Raw genomic sequence first — 14,883 nt, forward strand, 5'->3', positions numbered from 1 at the left:
GCCGGGGCCCCGGTCACATGAACACCGCGACCGGGACCCCGAGATCAGCTGCTGCCGCTGCCGCTGCCGCTGGCGCTACGGCTACGGCCACCGCCATGACTGCGGCAGCGGCTACGGCTACGGCAACGGCGGAAATCGCCGCCCGCCGCTAGTTCCGGAACCGGAACACGATCCGCCCGCGCGTCAGGTCGTACGGCGGGAGTTCCACCAGTACCCGGTCCTCCGGCAAGATCTTGATGTAGTTCTTGCGGATCTTCCCGCTGATGTGCGCGAGCACCTGGTGGCCGTTCTCCAGCTCCACGGTGAACATGGCGCTGCGCAGGCATTCGACGACCCTGCCCTCGACCTCGATGACGTTCTTGTTCTTCGTCATCGGACCAGCTCCAGGTTGCTGCTCATCGGCCGGGCGCCGACGCTCTCGAACAGCGCCGTGGCCGCGTGGTTGGACTCGTGGACCTCGGTCCAGGCCGTGGTGAACCCGGAGCGGTGCGCCGTCAGCAGCGCATGGGCCAGCAGGGCTCGCCCGATGCCGCGGCGCTGCTCGCCTGCCCGGACCGCGACCAGGCCGATGCGCGGCCGGATCGCCGTCACCACCCGGATCAGCCCCAGGTAGCGGCCGGGCGCCGCGGCCACCGCGTACTTCGTCGGGTCGACGACGGTGTCGCCCTCGGTGTGGGGCAGCACCTCCGCGGGCATCGACTGCCACCACCCGACCGTCGCCTCGACCTCGTGCCGGATCGCACGGTCCACCTCGCGCAGCAGACCCTCGTCCGCCTGACCGGCGGGCACGATCGTCACGCCCGAAGGCGGCAGGACCCCTTCGAGCCCTGTGGCCCTCGGGTCGGTCGATACGGCGTACTCCCACTCGCGGCGCCGGACCGTGAAACCGGCGCGTCGCCAGCCGGCCGTCAGCTCGACGTCCGCTTCGTCGACCACCGTGTACAGCGGCGCCGGCAGTTTTGCCACCATCACCTCGGCGAGCCGGTCGAAGGCGATGTCATGCCAGGCGTCGATGCTGACGAACAAGCGGCCGTCGGGGCGGTGGTGCGCATGGCCGCGGCCGACCACCAGGTCGTCGTCCAGCGCGTGCCATTGCCTGTACGCGACGCGCGTGATCGTCACCGCGTTCTCGCTCAGGCCGGATGCGAAAGGCTTTGTGTCCATCGGAGTCTCCCTTCCAGGAGTGCCTCGGTCTCAGGCGCTCCTGGCGACACCGAACGTCAGCCGCCGGACCGTGACGGATCGAGGGAGCACCCACGGGTAACTGCGTTCACGGGGCTCACCTCCTACGTCGCTTTCACGGTCCGACCGGGACCGTAGCAGCGGGCCACCGCCGCGCTCAAAGTGTTTTTCCGCCCACCACGGCGGACGGGGGCGGCTGATCGAACCAGCCGCCCCCGACCCGCTCAGGGCGGTCTACGGAATGAAGCCGTAGTCCAACTGACCGGCCAGCCTCGTCCTGTCGTCCTTCAGGGACAGCACGAGCGTGCGGGCGAGGGTGCCACCGAAGCGGGTCCCGCCGTCGGCGGTCGGGACCGTGTCGATGAAGCTCTCCACCAGCCCGTTGGGCATCACGTAGTGCGAGTACTGCTGTGTCGGGGCGTCCTCGGGGTTGCCCAGGACCAGCGCGCTGCCGTTGAGCGGCCGGTAGTCGCTGCGCAGCCCCGGGCCCACGAACCCGTAGAGGCCGTCCCAGCCGCTCAGCCCCGGCGCGAACGTGAACTTGTGGCTGATCGTGAACAGGTAGTACTTTCCGCCGCGGATGATCAGGTGCGGCCGTTCGGTCTGCTGGTTCACGCAGTTGGCCGAGAGCAGCGGGGGCTGGAGCTTCCAGTTCTCCATGCTGTCGCCGTCGGCCGTGGCCAGCCCGATGTTGCCCGTGTAGTACTTCGAGTCCGCCGGCACCTCGTGGCCGGCCGGGAGTTCACCCAGGTCGCGCTCGGTGCACTGGTACGAGCCCGCGGTGCCGCCCGTGTTGCCCTCGAACAGCAGGTGGACCTTGCGGTCCCGGGGGTCGCGGAAGACGTACGGGTCGCGGAAGGCGTAGATGATCGGGCCTTGTTGCGACTGTTCGAGGGTCTGGTACATCTTGCCGTCGGCCTCGGCGATGATGCGGTGGTCCCGGAAGCCGGAGAACCACACGCGGTTCTTGTCCGCGTGGATCTTTCCGGTCGCCTGCGCCAGGCGCTGCAGCGCGTCGCTGGGGTCGACCCCGCCGTTGTCGCGCCCGGAGGCGGTGTAGAAGGACTGCACCTTGTCGCCGATGAGCGCCGTCGAGCCGGCCCACTCACGTGAGCCGAACGAGGTGCCGGCCGGGAACAGGTCGCCGCCGTACTTCCAGCTCTTGGCGTCACGCGAGTAGAAGTAGCCGATCTTCGCGTACCAGTGGCGGTCGCCGAAAGGCACCGAGCGGGGAGCCGTCAGCGAGAAGATGACGTGCCAGCCCTTGTAGGTGGCGGTCTGCGTGCTGAGCTTGGTGAGCGGCCAGGTGTCCCACACCCACACCTTGTCGGTCATCACCGGGAAGTCGGGTGACACGCGAGGGGCGGTGTTGGTCCTGTCCTGCTTGAGTTTCAGGGCGTCCGCGCGGGACCAGACGGCTGTGTGGTCGTCGTCGGCGGTGTACTGCCGTGCGCCCGTCCGGGACGCGTCGTGGGGGGAGGCGGAAGCGGGAGTGATGATGCCGCTCAGCGTCGCGAAGGCTGCCAGACCCGTCGCCAGCCGGAGCACCGCTCGTCTTGCTCTGTACATACGTCACCCTTGGGGGGAAGAGGGAACGAATGGAAGCTGTGGAGCCGGTTCCATCGCTGACGGTACCTCAGTTGGCGTAAAACGCAGTGAACTCGTGAGGTGAAAATTTACGTACGAGGGGCGGTCGAGGTCGCGCCATGGAAGTTAATGGAAGCCGATCCAACGTGGTCGGCGCAGCGTGGGTCAGGCTCCAGCGGCGGCCGTCGTGTGCCGGCGCACGAGCTCCAGTTCCAGCATCTGCTCGACGGGCTCGCCGAGGGGCCGGCCGATGCGTTCCAGCAGCAGACGCGCGGCGATCCCGCCGCTGGTGCGCAGGGGCTGGCGTACTGTGGTCAGCCCGACGTAGGCCGCCACGTCGAGGTCGTCGAAGCCGACCACGGACAGTTCCCGGGGGACTCGCACGCCCGCCGAGCTCGCCGCTTCGATCACCCCGAGCGCCCGGGTGTCGGATGCGGTGACGATCGCGCTCGGGGGCTCCGGACGGGCCAGCAACTCGTCGGTGAGGCGGTGCGCCACCGCGCGGCCGTGCGGTCCGACGCGGACGTACGGCTCCTCCAGCGTGAGGCCGTACGCCTTGAGCGCCAGCTCGCAGCCCTCGCGCCGACGGGCGCTCGCGCTGAAACGGAAACGATCGTCGGCGACATCGCCCATGAACGCGATCCGACGATGGCCGAGTTGCAGCAGATGACGCGTCGCCAGCATGCCGCCGCGCACGTCGTCGATCACCACGCGTGGAAGGTCCGGGTGCTCACAGTCCAGCAGCACCGTGGGCAGACCGGCCCGTGTCAGCTGCTCCGCTTCGTCGTCGGTGGGCGCGAGCGAGATCGCCAGCAGCCCGTCGAAGCGGTCCCCGGCCGTCACCGCCCGGTACTGCTGATCACGCTGGTCCGGCGAGGCCACGTCGAGCAGAGTGAGGTCATGGTCGCTGCCGTGCAGCACGTGCGAGATGCCGCGCAGCCGCTCGACGACGGACGGTTCGGTGGCGAAGGGCGCGATGACGGCGATGCTCTGGGTGCGTCCCGTGGACAGCGCGCGAGCGCGCCGGTTGGGCCGGTAGTCCAGGTCCCGGATCACCCGCAGCACCCGCTCGCGGGTGTCCTCGCTGACGTTCCGGCTGTCGTTCAGGACGCGCGAAACCGTGCCGACGCCCACCCCGGCCCGGGCCGCGACATCGCCGATGGTCGCCCGTTCTCCCACGGCCGTACAGTACCCGAACTCGCAGAATTAGCTGCCCTGCACACATTTCCGGTGGTCCGGTGCCGGCCGGCCCCTCAACTGCTCTTCCGCCCGGGTCTGCACCGCTCGCAAGAGGCGCTTCGGCCCGTCAGCGACCGCCGCCTCGGACGTGTTGTTCCCCCGACCCTCGGACGACCAGCCGGGTCGGCACGGTGATCGTGCGGGCCCGGGAGCGGTCGCCGTCGAGGCGGGACAGAGCGGTGGTCGCGGCGCTGCGGCCGATTTCCTCGGGGTCCTGGGCGACGACCGTGAGGGCCGGCTCCAAAGCTTCGGCGAGGGACACGTCGTCGAAGGCCACGACGGCGACGTGTTTGCGCTTGCTGCGGGCGAGTTCGGCGACGATGCCGAACGCCATGATGTTGTTCCCGGCGAACAGGGCCGTGGGGGGATCGGGCAGTTCGAGGAGTTGAGCCGTCACGGCCTCCGCCCCCTGCTGATCGTGCGCGCTGGCGACCAGCGAGCGGTCGTGGGGGAGGTCGGCCTCCTGCAGGGCCGCCCGGTATCCGGCGAGGCGCTCGCGGCGGGTGTACAGCTTGACCGGCAGGTCGCCGACGAACCCGATGCGGCGGTGCCCGTGGGCGATCAGGTGGGCGACGCCCTCCTGGGCCCCCGCACGGTTGGAGCTGACGACGCTGTCCGTGGACAGGCCGACCCCCGGCCGGTCGAGGAAGACGACGGGCAGTCCCGCCGTACGGTGCGACTTGAGGTCGGAGTGGTCGGCGCCGACGGACGGCACGACGATCAGGATGCTGACGCGCCGTGCGAGGAACTGAGCCGTCAGGGCGCGCTCGCGCTCGGGGTCGTCCGCGGACGACCCCATGAGCAGCGTCAGTCCGCGGTCCCGGACCGTGTCCTCGATACCGCGGGCCACGGCTCCGAAGAAGGGGTTGGCCAGGTCGGGAACGACCAGCCCTATGGTCGTGTCCGGACCGCCGACGCGGATGTTGCGGGCCATGAGGTTGGGCTGGAAGCCCAGCTTGGCGACCGCGGCGAGTACGTGTTCCCGCGTCCGGGCCGAGACGGGCCCGTCCTCGTTGAGGACTCGGGAGACCGTCTTGGCGCTGACACCCACTTCCCGGGCGACATCGGCCAAGGTGGGTCTGCGGCTCGCTGCCATGGAGTAAACCGTCTCCTGGATGCTCCCGGTTCCGGGCCGCGGCCTCGGCCGGAACATGCGAGAGCGGGTTGCGCTGTCAGGTGGCCTGTACTCCGGCGGCCTTCGCGGCCTCGGAATCCGCTACGACAGTATCTCCGGCCTCGTCGACGGTGAGGGCGCCCGTCATGATGGCCACGACCTCCGCCATGGAGTAGTCGGACGGCTTGATCACGGCAGCGCGCCGGCCCAGCCGGTGGACGTGGATCCGGTCGGCGATCTCGAAGACGTGCGGCATGTTGTGGCTGATCAGGACGACCGGCATGCCCTTGTCGCGGACCCGGCGGATCAGGTCGAGGACCTGGCCGGACTCCTTGACGCCGAGGGCGGCGGTGGGCTCGTCCATGACGACGACGCTGCGGGCCCAGGCGACCGCGCGGGCCACCGCGACGGCCTGGCGCTGTCCGCCGGAGAGGGTCTCGACGGCCTGGGTCAGCGAGCGCAGGCCGATCTTCAGATCCGCCATGTGCTCGGCGGCCTCCTGGCGCATGCGCTTCTTGTCGAGCATGCGGAAGGCGCTGCCCAGGATGCCCGGGCGGCGCAGCTCGCGGCCGAGGAACATGTTCGAGGCGATGTCCATGGACGCCGCGACGGCGAGGTCCTGGTACACCGTTTCGATGCCGTGGGCGCGTGCGCTCTGCGGGCCGGAGAACTGGATCGGCTCGCCGTTCAGGCGTATCTCGCCCTCGTCCGGCACCACCGCGCCGGTGAGGGCCTTGATGAGGCTGGTCTTGCCGGCGCCGTTGTCGCCGATGACGGCGAGGACCTCGCCGGGCAGCAGGTCGAAGTCGGCGCCGTCGATGGCGGTGACCTGGCCGTAGCGCTTGACGAGACCGCGAGCCTGCAGCACGGGGGTCTCGGTGGTGGTCGTGGTCATCGGGCCTTCCTCCGGGAGATCTGGTCGACGGTCACCGCGAGGATCACCAGCACCCCGGTGATCAGGGTCTGGTAGATGGAGGCGACGCCCATCAGCTGGAGCCCGTTGCGGAAGACGCCGACGATGAGGACGCCGATGAACGTGCCCAGGACCGAGCCGCGTCCGCCGAAGAGGCTGGTGCCGCCGAGCACCACGGCGGTGATGCTGTCGAGGTTGTCGGTCTGCCCGGCCTGCGGATCGCCCACTCCGGTGCGGGAGATGAGCAGCAGGGCGGCGACGCCGTAGAGGAGACCGGCCACGGTGTAGACGCCGATGGTCAGCCGGGAGGTGCGGATGCCGTTCAGCCGCGCCGCTTCCGGGCTGTTGCCCAGCGCGTAGACGTGCCGGCCCCAGCCGGTGCTGCTCAGCGCGTAGGCGAGGAGGAGGAACAGGGCGATGGTGACCAGCGAGCCGTAGGTGATGTCGGTCTTGCCCAGCGGGAAGGTCTGCCCGAGGGCCGTCAGCGGGCCGGGCAGGTTGCTGACCGTCTGCTCCTCGGAGTAGATGTGCGTCAGCGCGAACGCCACGTTGAGCATGCCGAGGGTGACGATGAACGGCGGCAGCGGGATCTTCTGCACCAGTGCCCCGTTGAGCATGCCGAAGCCGCCGCAGACGACCAGGCCCAGCGCGATCGCGGCGAGCGGTGGCAGGGAGCCCTCGGCGGCCATCTTGGCGATCACGATGCTGCCGAACGCCATCACCGCTCCGCAGGACAGGTCGATGCCCGCGGTGAGGATGATGAGCGTCTGGCCGATGGCCAGCGTGCCGACGACCATGACCTGCTGGACGATCAGCGAGAAGTTCCCGCCGGTGAGGAACTGGTCGCTCGAGACGGAGAAGAAGACACAGGCCAGGAGGAGCGCGATCAGCGGGCCGGTGGTCGGCTGGGTGAGCAGTCTGCGGGCCGTGGTCGGCGCTTTGAGCTCCGCGTACGGCGTGGACGTGGAGGGTGGCGTGGACGTGGCAGTCATGCGAAGTCCTTGTCGGAAGACAGAAGTCCTTGTCCGTCCTTGTCGGGCGGCAGGAGGACGAGGAGGCGGCCGCCCCGGTCGGGGAGGAGGGGCCGGCCGCCCCGGCGAGGGGTGTCGAACGGTGGCAGCGGGGAGCCGGCGGCTCAGCCCCAGCAGTTGTCCAGGCCGTAGGCGGTGTCCTTGGAAGCGACCCCGTCCTGTGCCTTGTCGGTGATCAGGGTGACCCCGGTGTCGGTGTAACCCGACGCCTTCTTGCCGTCCTTGGCGTACGTCACGACGGCCTTGACGCCCTCGGCGGCCATCTTCAGCGGGTACTGCTGCGAGGTCGCGGCGATCTTGCCGTCCTTGACGGCCTTGGTGCCGGTGCAGCCGCCGTCGACGGAGACGATCAGGACGTCCTTCTCCCGGCCCTTGGCCTTCAGCGCGGTGTACGCGCCCAGCGCGGCGGGCTCGTTGATCGTGTAGACGACGTTGATGCCGGGTTCCTTCTGGAGGCAGTTCTCCATCGCCGTCTGGCCCTTGGACTGGTCGCCGCCGGTGTCCTGAGCGCAGGCGACGTCCTTGTCGGTGGCGCCGAAGCCCTTGAGGAAACCGTTGTGCCGCTGGACGCCGACGGACACACCCGGCGCGAGGTCGAGGGCGGCTATCTTCGCGGTCTTGCCCTTCATCGCGGCCTTGGCGTACTCGCCGATCAGTTCACCGGCCTTGAGGTTGTCGGTGGCGAAGAGGGCGTCGACCGCGCTCTGCGGCTCGGTCGGGGTGTCCAGGGCGATGACCAGGACGCCCTTGGCCTTGGCCTTCTCGATCGCGGGCACGATCGCCTTGGAGTCGCTCGGGGTGATCAGGATGCCCTTCACACCGGCGGCGACCATGTTCTCGATCGCGGTGACCTGCCCGGCGTTGTCTCCGTCGAACTTGCCGGCCGCGGTCATGAGCTTGACGCCTTCGGCCTTCGCGGACTTCTCCGCACCCTCCTTCATCTTGACGAAGAACGGGTTGGTGTCCGTCTTGGTGATCAGGCCGACCTTGACCTCGCCCGAGCCGGTGCTCGTGCTGCCCGATCCCGATCCGGATCCACAGGCGGTCAGGGTGAGGGCCGCGATGCCCGTGCACGCGGCAGCTCTGAGCAGGGAGGAGGGCAGACGAGAGGTGCGTGACATGAACGACTCCAGCGGGATGTCGGGCGGGTGGACGGCAGGGAGGCCTGCCGTCCCGCGATGTCAACGATGACCGATGTCATCGTTGACACTGCTTGGCGAGGATGATGGACTCCGCTCACCGGCAACGTCAATGCCTTGCACTCGTCACAAATCGGCAACGCCCCTCGGCGGCCGCCCGCCCCGAAGCCGCTCGCCAGCATGCCCGGGTCATGCCCGTTTCCGCTCCGCGCGCCCCAGAGAAGAGCAGCCCATGAGCCCGCCCCAGATCACCGTCCTCGGTGAATGCGTCGCCGACGCGTTCACCGAGCCCGCACCCGCCCGGAACGAGCTCGCCCTGCGCGTCCTGCCGGGCGGCGGGCCGGCCAACACGGCGGTGGCCCTGGCACGCCTGGGCACCCCGGCCCGCTTCCTCGCGCGGCTGTCCGGCGATGTGTTCGGCCGCCTCTTCCGGGCCCACCTCGCGGCATCCGGCGTGGACCTCTCACACGCCGTGGAGGCCGTCGAGCCCAGCACGCTCGCCGTCGCCGAACTGGACGCCCAGGGCCAGGCGGCGTTCTCCTTCCACGCCCAGGCAACCGCCGACTGGCAGTGGACGACCGCGGAACTGGCCGGGGTGGACCTGGCCGACACCGCCTGTGTGCACACCGGTTCGCTGGCCCTGGTCAGGGAACCGGGAGCGGCGGTGGTGGAGGACTTCCTGGCGACGGCCGCCCCCCGGGCCACGATCAGCATCGACCCCAACGTCCGCCCGCTCCTGGTGCACCCCGACGTCTACCGCGCCCGGCTGGCGCACTGGTGCGGCCTCGCGGACGTGCTGCGGCTGAGCGAGGACGACCTGGATCTCCTCCTGCCCGGAACACCGCCCGAGCAGGCATGCGACACCTGGCACGCGGCGGGCACACGGCTCGTGGTGATCACGCGCGGCGCCGACGGAGCCCTGGCCTCACTCGACGGCGAGCGGGTGCGGGTGCCGGCGGTGGCCACGCCGGTCGTCGACACGGTCGGTGCGGGTGACTCCTTCACGGCGGGCCTGCTGCACCACCTCGGCACCCACGGCCTCCTCGGCGGCAGACTGACGGAGCTGACCCTCGCCGACGTCGAGGCGGCCTGCCTGTTCGCCGTGCGGGTCGCCGCCCTGACCTGCTCGGTCGCCGGCCCGAACCCGCCCTGGCAGGACCAGTTGACGCAGCTCACGCCGGACGCCCCCACGGCCCGCCACCTCGACTCCACCCACTGAACCCACCGACCCCACGGACAAGGACGGAAGACCATGACGAAAACCCTGCTCGCCGAATTCACCGCCCGGGAGGGAGCGGAGGACGAGGTCGCCCGCCTGATCCAGGAGTACGCCCTGAAGGTGCGCGAGGAGGAAGGCAACCTGGCCTTCGACGTCTACACGAAAGCGGCCGCCCCCCGCGCCTACTGGATCTTCGAGGTCTACCGCGACGAGGACGCCTTCCAGGCACACCTGAAGGCCCCGTACGGAGCCCCCTTCAACGCCGTCCTCACTCCGCTGATCGAGGAGGACGCGTCCGTACTGACCTTCCTCGATCCGCTGGCCACGCGTCCCTGACGGACATCGGCCGACGCACGCTCGCCGGAGGCCTCGGGTCACGGCGTCGTGCGAAAAACTCCTGTGCGTCGCTTCGCGCACCTCTGCGATCATCCCCGAATGGCGCACAGTTTCGAATCCCTGGTCATCCGGCACACCCATCGCCTGCCCTCTCCCAAGGGATCCGCGGGGGAAGGCGCCACCGCCGCCCGGCAGCTCGACGCGGCGCTGACCTCCGTGGGCTTCAAGCTCTCCGCCGAACTGCTGGAGCGGCTGTCAGGGCTGTCCGAGGCCGCGGTCGTGCACACCGCCCGGCGAACGCTGGCCACCGTCAGCGAGATGGTGGGCGACCACGTCCGGCACAACGCGTACTTCATCGACTTCCCGGCGAACGTGCCGGACACCGAAGAGTTCTGGATGCGGTGCGTGACGAAGGCGCTCGCTGACGACACGTCGCGCGAGAACGTGCTGACGCAGCTGGCGCACGGGGTCGTGAACCTGCTCAGCCTCCCCACCTACGGCCGCTACCAGCACACCTACGAGGAGATGCTCGCGGCACAGGACGAGCTGATCGCCTCGGCGGGTGACCGGGTGACAGTCCTTCACCTCGGGCGGGACCTGGACGACGAACTCACGGACCTCTACCTGGCCTTGGCGGGCAGCACGACGCCCCTGGGCGAGGACCATCTGCGCGACCTCGGGACCCTCGCCGAGCGCTGCGCCCTCGGCCCCCAGCCGGAGGCGATCCCCGTCCGGGAGAACCGGGCGGTCGTCAACGAGGCCCGCCTCGGCGTCGGCGCCGACCTCCTGCTGGACACCGTCACCGATGTGCTGCGTCTGGCCTGCGCCCTGTCGGGCGGCGACGTGACGCTCCAGGAGCCGACCCGGTTCCGGACGCTGCCCAGACCGGTCCGCCGGGGGCTCCTCGCGGGCCTCGACGCGGTGGTCGCGGCGAACCCGGCGAAGCTCGCCGACGTGCACGCGCACCGGGAGCCCTTCAAGCGCCTCGGTGAGCGACTCCATCCACACGAGTACCCGCGCTGGCCGCACGCCGCCGACGTGTTCGCCGTGGCGCGGGGCGAGAAGGAGGCGCGGTCCTTCGACGGCCGCGTCGAGAAGCTGCTCGACGAGTTCGACGTCACCGGTGCGGTGAAACTGTTGAAGTCCGCTCCCGGCAAACTGTTCCGCGCCCTGGACCTCCTGCTGCGCATCGCCGCCGGCCAGGAGGAGCGGGACGCGGTGGTGGCCGCCGCGGTGGAGGTCGCTCCCGAGGTCTCCGGCCGGGTCGTGCTCTCGGTCCGTGAGCACTTCCACAACCGGGAACGGGAGACCGACGAACCCCGCATCTTCGTCAACCGCCGCGGCCGCGCCTGGGTGGCCCCCGACGGCCGGCCTCCGGTACCGGCCGCCGACCGCGAACGTCTGATAGCCGCCCTCGACACCGAGATACGCCGCCGGCTCCCGGCGCCGGGCCGGCTGTTGCTCGACCCCGAGGTCCTCGACGTGGCGCTCCCGCTCAGCGGCAGGGCGACCGCGACCGGGTTCGGCGTACTCCCGCGGGGTTCGGTCTCGCAGGTCGACGGCGAACTGCTGCGCTTCTTCGTGTACTGGAAGCAGACCGAGTTCCGCACCGACTACGACCTGTCGGCCCTGCTGCTGCACAGCGACTACAGCACCGACTCCTGGCTCTCCTACACGGCCCTGACGGCCGTCGGGGGCAGGCACTCGGGCGATGTCACCGAGGCGCCCGACGGAGCCTCGGAGTTCATCGACCTGGCCCTGGACCGGGTGCGCAGCACGTACATCGTTCCGCAGGTCAACGTCTACGCGGGCGAAGGCTTCGAGGACGTCGAGGAGTCGTTCTTCGGGTTCATGCTGCGCGAAGGTGAGCAGAAGGGCCGTCCGTTCGAGCCGCGCACGGTGCGGATGAAGTCGGAGCTGCGTGGGGTCGGCCGTGTGGCACTGCCTCTGGTCTTCCAGCGCGGGGACGACGGCACGTGGCGCGCGAAGTGGCTGCACCTCTATCTGAAGGGCATCTCGGAGGCGAACCGGGTCGAGGAGAACCAGCTGTCGGTGTCCAAGGTGGTGCGTGCCCTCGTGGAGCGCGAGCAGCTGACGACGAGGTACCTGATCGACCTGATGTCCCGCGACACCACGGCCATGGACCTGTGGGACGGCGGGCCGGTCCCCGAGGAGCCCGTGACGTACATCGGTCTCGAACGTCCCGAGGGGCTGCACCCGGACTCCCGGATCATCACCCTCGAAAATCTGCGCGACCTGATCCCGGCCTGAGTGCTAGCGTTGCCGACGGCGAGGCCATGAGGGGGCTTCCTTCTCATTCACTCCAAATGACCCGAGTTCCTTCGCTCTCCTCGCCCTCTGCTTCGACCGGGAGGCGCCCACGCGGCGCCTCCCGGTTTTCGTGCACGAACGGCTCATCACCGCCAGATGGACTTCAGACGCCACGCGCGGAGGCCGTCGAGGGTGGCGGTGCCGCCTTCGGCGAAGACCTCGACGCCGGTGCTGGAGGGGTCGGGGAAGATCTGGTCGGTGATCACGGCCTCGCCACTGCCGCCGAAGACCTCCACGGACGACCAGTCGACGAGGATCCGCAGCTTGACCTTGCCCTTCTCGGCCTTCAGCGGAGCGGTCTGCACGCCGGGGAAGGTGCTGTTGAAGTCCCCGGCGCCGGATCGGCTGCGGTCGACGTACAGCTCCTGGGCAGCGGTGTCGTAGCCGATGACGGTCTCCTCGCCGCCCGCTCCGGTGCGCACCTTCAGGCCGAAGCGGTCCGCGTCCTCGAGGGAGAAGGTCGCCTCGATGTCGAGCGCGTTGTCCTCGGCCCCGAAGCCGGTCAGGCGCTTCGAGGTGCTCTTCACCGTGACGCCGGACGCCGTCGCCGGGTCCGTCAGGCGGAGGGACTCCAGGCTGCCCACCGGCTTGCTGGTCAGCCGGACCCGGCCGTCGACGGTCCGCAGGGCCATCTCCCTCGGAACGCTCTGCGCGCCGCGCCACGGTGAGGTCGGGACGGACTGGCCGTAGTCCCAGTTGTTCATCCAGCCGATCATGTAGCGCTTGCCGCCCGGCGCGTTCTCCCAGGACACGGCCGCGTAGTAGTCCTTGCCGTAGTCGGCCCAGTCGGCGCGCTGCACCACGGACTCGGCGGGCTTGCCGGCGGCGGTGAACCGGTCGGCCAGGACGTGGCCCCAGCCGCCGGTGTTCATGTCGCGGATCTGGATCTGCGCCTTCTGGCCGGCGAACGGGCGCATGTCGAAGGACGCCCAGTCCAGGGTCTCGTTGTCGGTGCCGGTCGCGCTGCGGACGACCTTGCCGTCGACGACCAGGTTGACCGACGTCTCCAGGGAGGCGCGCGGGGCCGGGCTGTCGGACATGACGACGTGGTCGACGTTGAGGTGGCCCCAGCCACCGGTGTTGTCGTCGACGATCCTGATCCGCGCCTTCTTGCCGGCGAGGTCGCCGACGTCCCACGAGGCCCAGTTGAGCGCTTCGGCGTCCTTCCCGGTGGCGCTGCGGACGACCTGGCCGTCCACGAGGAGCTCGATCGCGGTGGGACGGTCGGCGCCGGCCGGGTGGTTGCCGCCGCCGACGAGGAAGTCGATGTACTTCTTGTCGACGGTGAATTCGGGCGAGGTGAGGGTGCCGGTGGTGGAGTCGCCGTTGCGGAAGGTGTTGACCAGGCCGCCGCCCAGGTAACCGCTGACCTGTTGCTGGCCGGGGAGGGTGCCGGTGGCCGGTGCGGTGCCGAAGGCGTCCCCGGTCGCCGTCCAGCCGCCGTACGTTCCGCCCTCGAAGTCGGCGAGGACCGTGCCCTCGGGCGGAGTGCTGTCCAGGACGGTGCCGGCCTCGTGCGGATGCCGCCCGCCACCGATCTTGAAGTTCAGGTAGGGGCTGTTCACGGTGAAGGGGGGAGAGGTGAGGACGCCGGTCGCGCCGTCACCGCCGTGGAAACTGTTGGCGAGACCCTTGCCGTCGAAGCCCGACACGCTTCCCTGGCCGTCCACCGCACCAGCCGCCGGCCCCTGGCCGAACGCGGTCCCGGTCGTCGTCCAGTCACCGAAGCCGGCGCCTTCGAAGTCCTGCACGACGTCGCCGGTGGGCGGTGTGTAGGTGCCCTTGTCCTCGGGGGTGAACGTCTTGCCGTCGAAGTCCCCGACGAAGTACTGGGCGGCCGAACCGCCCGCGATGCCACCGGGGTTGATGTTGACCACCAGAACCCACTTGATTCTCTTCTTGTCCCCGTCGACCGCGAGCGGGAAGAGGTCCGGGCACTCCCACACGCCACCGGTCGCGCCGGCCGGCCCGAACTCGCTCTGCAACTCCCAGTCCTTGAGGTTCTTCGACGAGTAGAACCGCACCTTGTGCTCGACGGACACCGACACCGTCATCAGCCAGCTCTTGGTCGGCGCGTACCACTGCACCTTGGGGTCGCGGAAGTTGTCGGAGCCGATGTCGATCACGGGATTGCCCTGGTACTTGGTCCAGGTGCGGCCCCGGTCGGTGCTGTAGGCCAGCGACTGCGCCTGCTTGCCGCCGTTCTTGTAGGCGCTGGTGTAGATCGCCACCATGGGCGGGTTCTTCTTCGTACCGAACCCGGTGGTGTTGTCCCAGTCGACGACCGCGCTGCCGGAGAAGACCATCTCCTCGTCGTCGTGCGCGAGGGCGAGCGGCAACTCCTCCCAGTGCACCAGGTCCTTGCTCACCGCGTGCCCCCAGGACATGTCGCCCCAGGAGTTGCCGTTCGGGTTGTACTGGTAGAAGAGGTGGTATTCGCCCTGGTAGTACACGAGGCCGTTGGGGTCGTTCATCCAGTTCTTCTGCGTGGTGAAGTGGAACTGGGGTCTGTATGTCTCGGTGTACGCCGGGGCGTCGGCTGCGACGGCCCGGGGGGCGAGCGGGGCTGCCGACAGGGCGCAGACGGTCACCACCGTCGCCATCCGTATGCGGGCATGCCGGGATACGCGTACACGGCTCATCGTGTCTCCTTGTCCCGCGGCCGTCCGCGCAGCGGCGACCGAGCCCCCTGCGCGACGGACCGAGAAGTGCACCCCGGGCCGATGGGGGCTCACCTGTCATCGACCGAGGGTGTCATCGTTGACAGGTGTCATCGATGACATTGGCTGCCC

The 14,883-nt window shown here is 69.7% G+C and carries 12 protein-coding genes; 3 read left to right on the plus strand and 9 right to left on the minus strand.

Annotated features, from left to right (window positions below; all coding sequences use genetic code 11):
• Nucleotides 1-148: 148 nt before the first annotated feature.
• From infA to FDO69_RS13790, 8 genes are all read right to left on the minus strand, one after another.
• Nucleotides 149-373, minus strand: coding sequence for a translation initiation factor IF-1 (infA, locus tag FDO69_RS13755; protein ID WP_104780087.1), 225 nt, complete (start codon nucleotides 371-373; stop codon nucleotides 149-151).
• Complete coding sequence (locus FDO69_RS13760) at nucleotides 370-1,164, minus strand: GNAT family N-acetyltransferase (protein ID WP_104780088.1); 795 nt, start codon at nucleotides 1,162-1,164, stop codon at nucleotides 370-372. The genes infA and FDO69_RS13760 overlap by 4 nt, the downstream gene beginning before the upstream one ends.
• A 252-nt stretch (nucleotides 1,165-1,416) precedes the next feature.
• The gene (locus FDO69_RS13765; protein ID WP_104780089.1) at nucleotides 1,417-2,751 is read right to left on the minus strand and encodes a glycoside hydrolase family 68 protein; all 1,335 of its coding nucleotides are present in this window, start codon (nucleotides 2,749-2,751) and stop codon (nucleotides 1,417-1,419) included.
• A 183-nt stretch (nucleotides 2,752-2,934) separates the two neighbouring features.
• Nucleotides 2,935-3,948 (minus strand): LacI family DNA-binding transcriptional regulator, encoded by a 1,014-nt coding sequence (locus tag FDO69_RS13770; protein ID WP_104780090.1) that lies wholly within the window; start codon nucleotides 3,946-3,948, stop codon nucleotides 2,935-2,937.
• Between the two features lie 127 nt (nucleotides 3,949-4,075).
• Nucleotides 4,076-5,104 (minus strand): LacI family DNA-binding transcriptional regulator, encoded by a 1,029-nt coding sequence (locus tag FDO69_RS13775; RefSeq protein WP_104780091.1) that lies wholly within the window; start codon nucleotides 5,102-5,104, stop codon nucleotides 4,076-4,078.
• A gap of 76 nt (nucleotides 5,105-5,180) precedes the next feature.
• Nucleotides 5,181-6,017, minus strand: coding sequence for an ATP-binding cassette domain-containing protein (locus FDO69_RS13780; RefSeq protein ID WP_104780092.1), 837 nt, complete (start codon nucleotides 6,015-6,017; stop codon nucleotides 5,181-5,183).
• Complete coding sequence (locus tag FDO69_RS13785; RefSeq protein WP_104780093.1) at nucleotides 6,014-7,027, minus strand: ABC transporter permease; 1,014 nt, start codon at nucleotides 7,025-7,027, stop codon at nucleotides 6,014-6,016. The genes FDO69_RS13780 and FDO69_RS13785 overlap by 4 nt, the downstream gene beginning before the upstream one ends.
• A 143-nt stretch (nucleotides 7,028-7,170) precedes the next feature.
• Nucleotides 7,171-8,187 (minus strand): sugar ABC transporter substrate-binding protein, encoded by a 1,017-nt coding sequence (locus FDO69_RS13790; RefSeq protein ID WP_104780094.1) that lies wholly within the window; start codon nucleotides 8,185-8,187, stop codon nucleotides 7,171-7,173.
• 250 nt (nucleotides 8,188-8,437) lie between these two features.
• Between FDO69_RS13790 and FDO69_RS13795 the strand changes: the two genes are divergently transcribed.
• The 3 genes from FDO69_RS13795 to FDO69_RS13805 all read left to right on the plus strand — a co-directional run bounded on the left by FDO69_RS13795 (nucleotide 8,438) and on the right by FDO69_RS13805 (nucleotide 12,031).
• Nucleotides 8,438-9,424, plus strand: a complete 987-nt coding sequence (locus tag FDO69_RS13795; RefSeq protein ID WP_104780095.1) for a carbohydrate kinase family protein — start codon at nucleotides 8,438-8,440, stop codon at nucleotides 9,422-9,424.
• Between the two features lie 33 nt (nucleotides 9,425-9,457).
• Nucleotides 9,458-9,760, plus strand: coding sequence for a putative quinol monooxygenase (locus tag FDO69_RS13800; RefSeq protein ID WP_104780096.1), 303 nt, complete (start codon nucleotides 9,458-9,460; stop codon nucleotides 9,758-9,760).
• Nucleotides 9,761-9,859: 99 nt separating this feature from the next.
• Nucleotides 9,860-12,031 carry a TerD family protein gene (locus FDO69_RS13805; RefSeq protein WP_104780097.1) on the plus strand — a complete coding sequence of 724 codons (2,172 nt, stop codon included), beginning with the start codon at nucleotides 9,860-9,862 and terminating at the stop codon, nucleotides 12,029-12,031.
• Between the two features lie 146 nt (nucleotides 12,032-12,177).
• Here the strand turns inward: FDO69_RS13805 and FDO69_RS13810 are convergent, their stop codons facing one another.
• Complete coding sequence (locus FDO69_RS13810) at nucleotides 12,178-14,733, minus strand: glycoside hydrolase family 32 protein (RefSeq protein WP_104780098.1); 2,556 nt, start codon at nucleotides 14,731-14,733, stop codon at nucleotides 12,178-12,180.
• Between the last annotated feature and the right edge of the window lie 150 nt (nucleotides 14,734-14,883).

Origin of the sequence: Streptomyces tibetensis, assembly GCF_007655005.1 — a bacterium.
In the GTDB taxonomy this organism is placed as follows: domain Bacteria; phylum Actinomycetota; class Actinomycetes; order Streptomycetales; family Streptomycetaceae; genus Streptomyces; species Streptomyces tibetensis.

Coding starts and splice junctions, on each gene's coding strand:
- infA (WP_104780087.1), bottom strand. CDS start 373: ATGACGAAGAACAAGAACGTCATCGAGGTCGAGGGCAGGGTCGTCGAA.
- FDO69_RS13760 (WP_104780088.1), bottom strand. CDS start 1,164: ATGGACACAAAGCCTTTCGCATCCGGCCTGAGCGAGAACGCGGTGACG.
- FDO69_RS13765 (WP_104780089.1), bottom strand. CDS start 2,751: ATGTACAGAGCAAGACGAGCGGTGCTCCGGCTGGCGACGGGTCTGGCA.
- FDO69_RS13775 (WP_104780091.1), bottom strand. CDS start 5,104: ATGGCAGCGAGCCGCAGACCCACCTTGGCCGATGTCGCCCGGGAAGTG.
- FDO69_RS13780 (WP_104780092.1), bottom strand. CDS start 6,017: ATGACCACGACCACCACCGAGACCCCCGTGCTGCAGGCTCGCGGTCTC.
- FDO69_RS13785 (WP_104780093.1), bottom strand. CDS start 7,027: ATGACTGCCACGTCCACGCCACCCTCCACGTCCACGCCGTACGCGGAG.
- FDO69_RS13790 (WP_104780094.1), bottom strand. CDS start 8,187: ATGTCACGCACCTCTCGTCTGCCCTCCTCCCTGCTCAGAGCTGCCGCG.
- FDO69_RS13795 (WP_104780095.1), top strand. CDS start 8,438: ATGAGCCCGCCCCAGATCACCGTCCTCGGTGAATGCGTCGCCGACGCG.
- FDO69_RS13800 (WP_104780096.1), top strand. CDS start 9,458: ATGACGAAAACCCTGCTCGCCGAATTCACCGCCCGGGAGGGAGCGGAG.
- FDO69_RS13805 (WP_104780097.1), top strand. CDS start 9,860: ATGGCGCACAGTTTCGAATCCCTGGTCATCCGGCACACCCATCGCCTG.
- FDO69_RS13810 (WP_104780098.1), bottom strand. CDS start 14,733: ATGAGCCGTGTACGCGTATCCCGGCATGCCCGCATACGGATGGCGACG.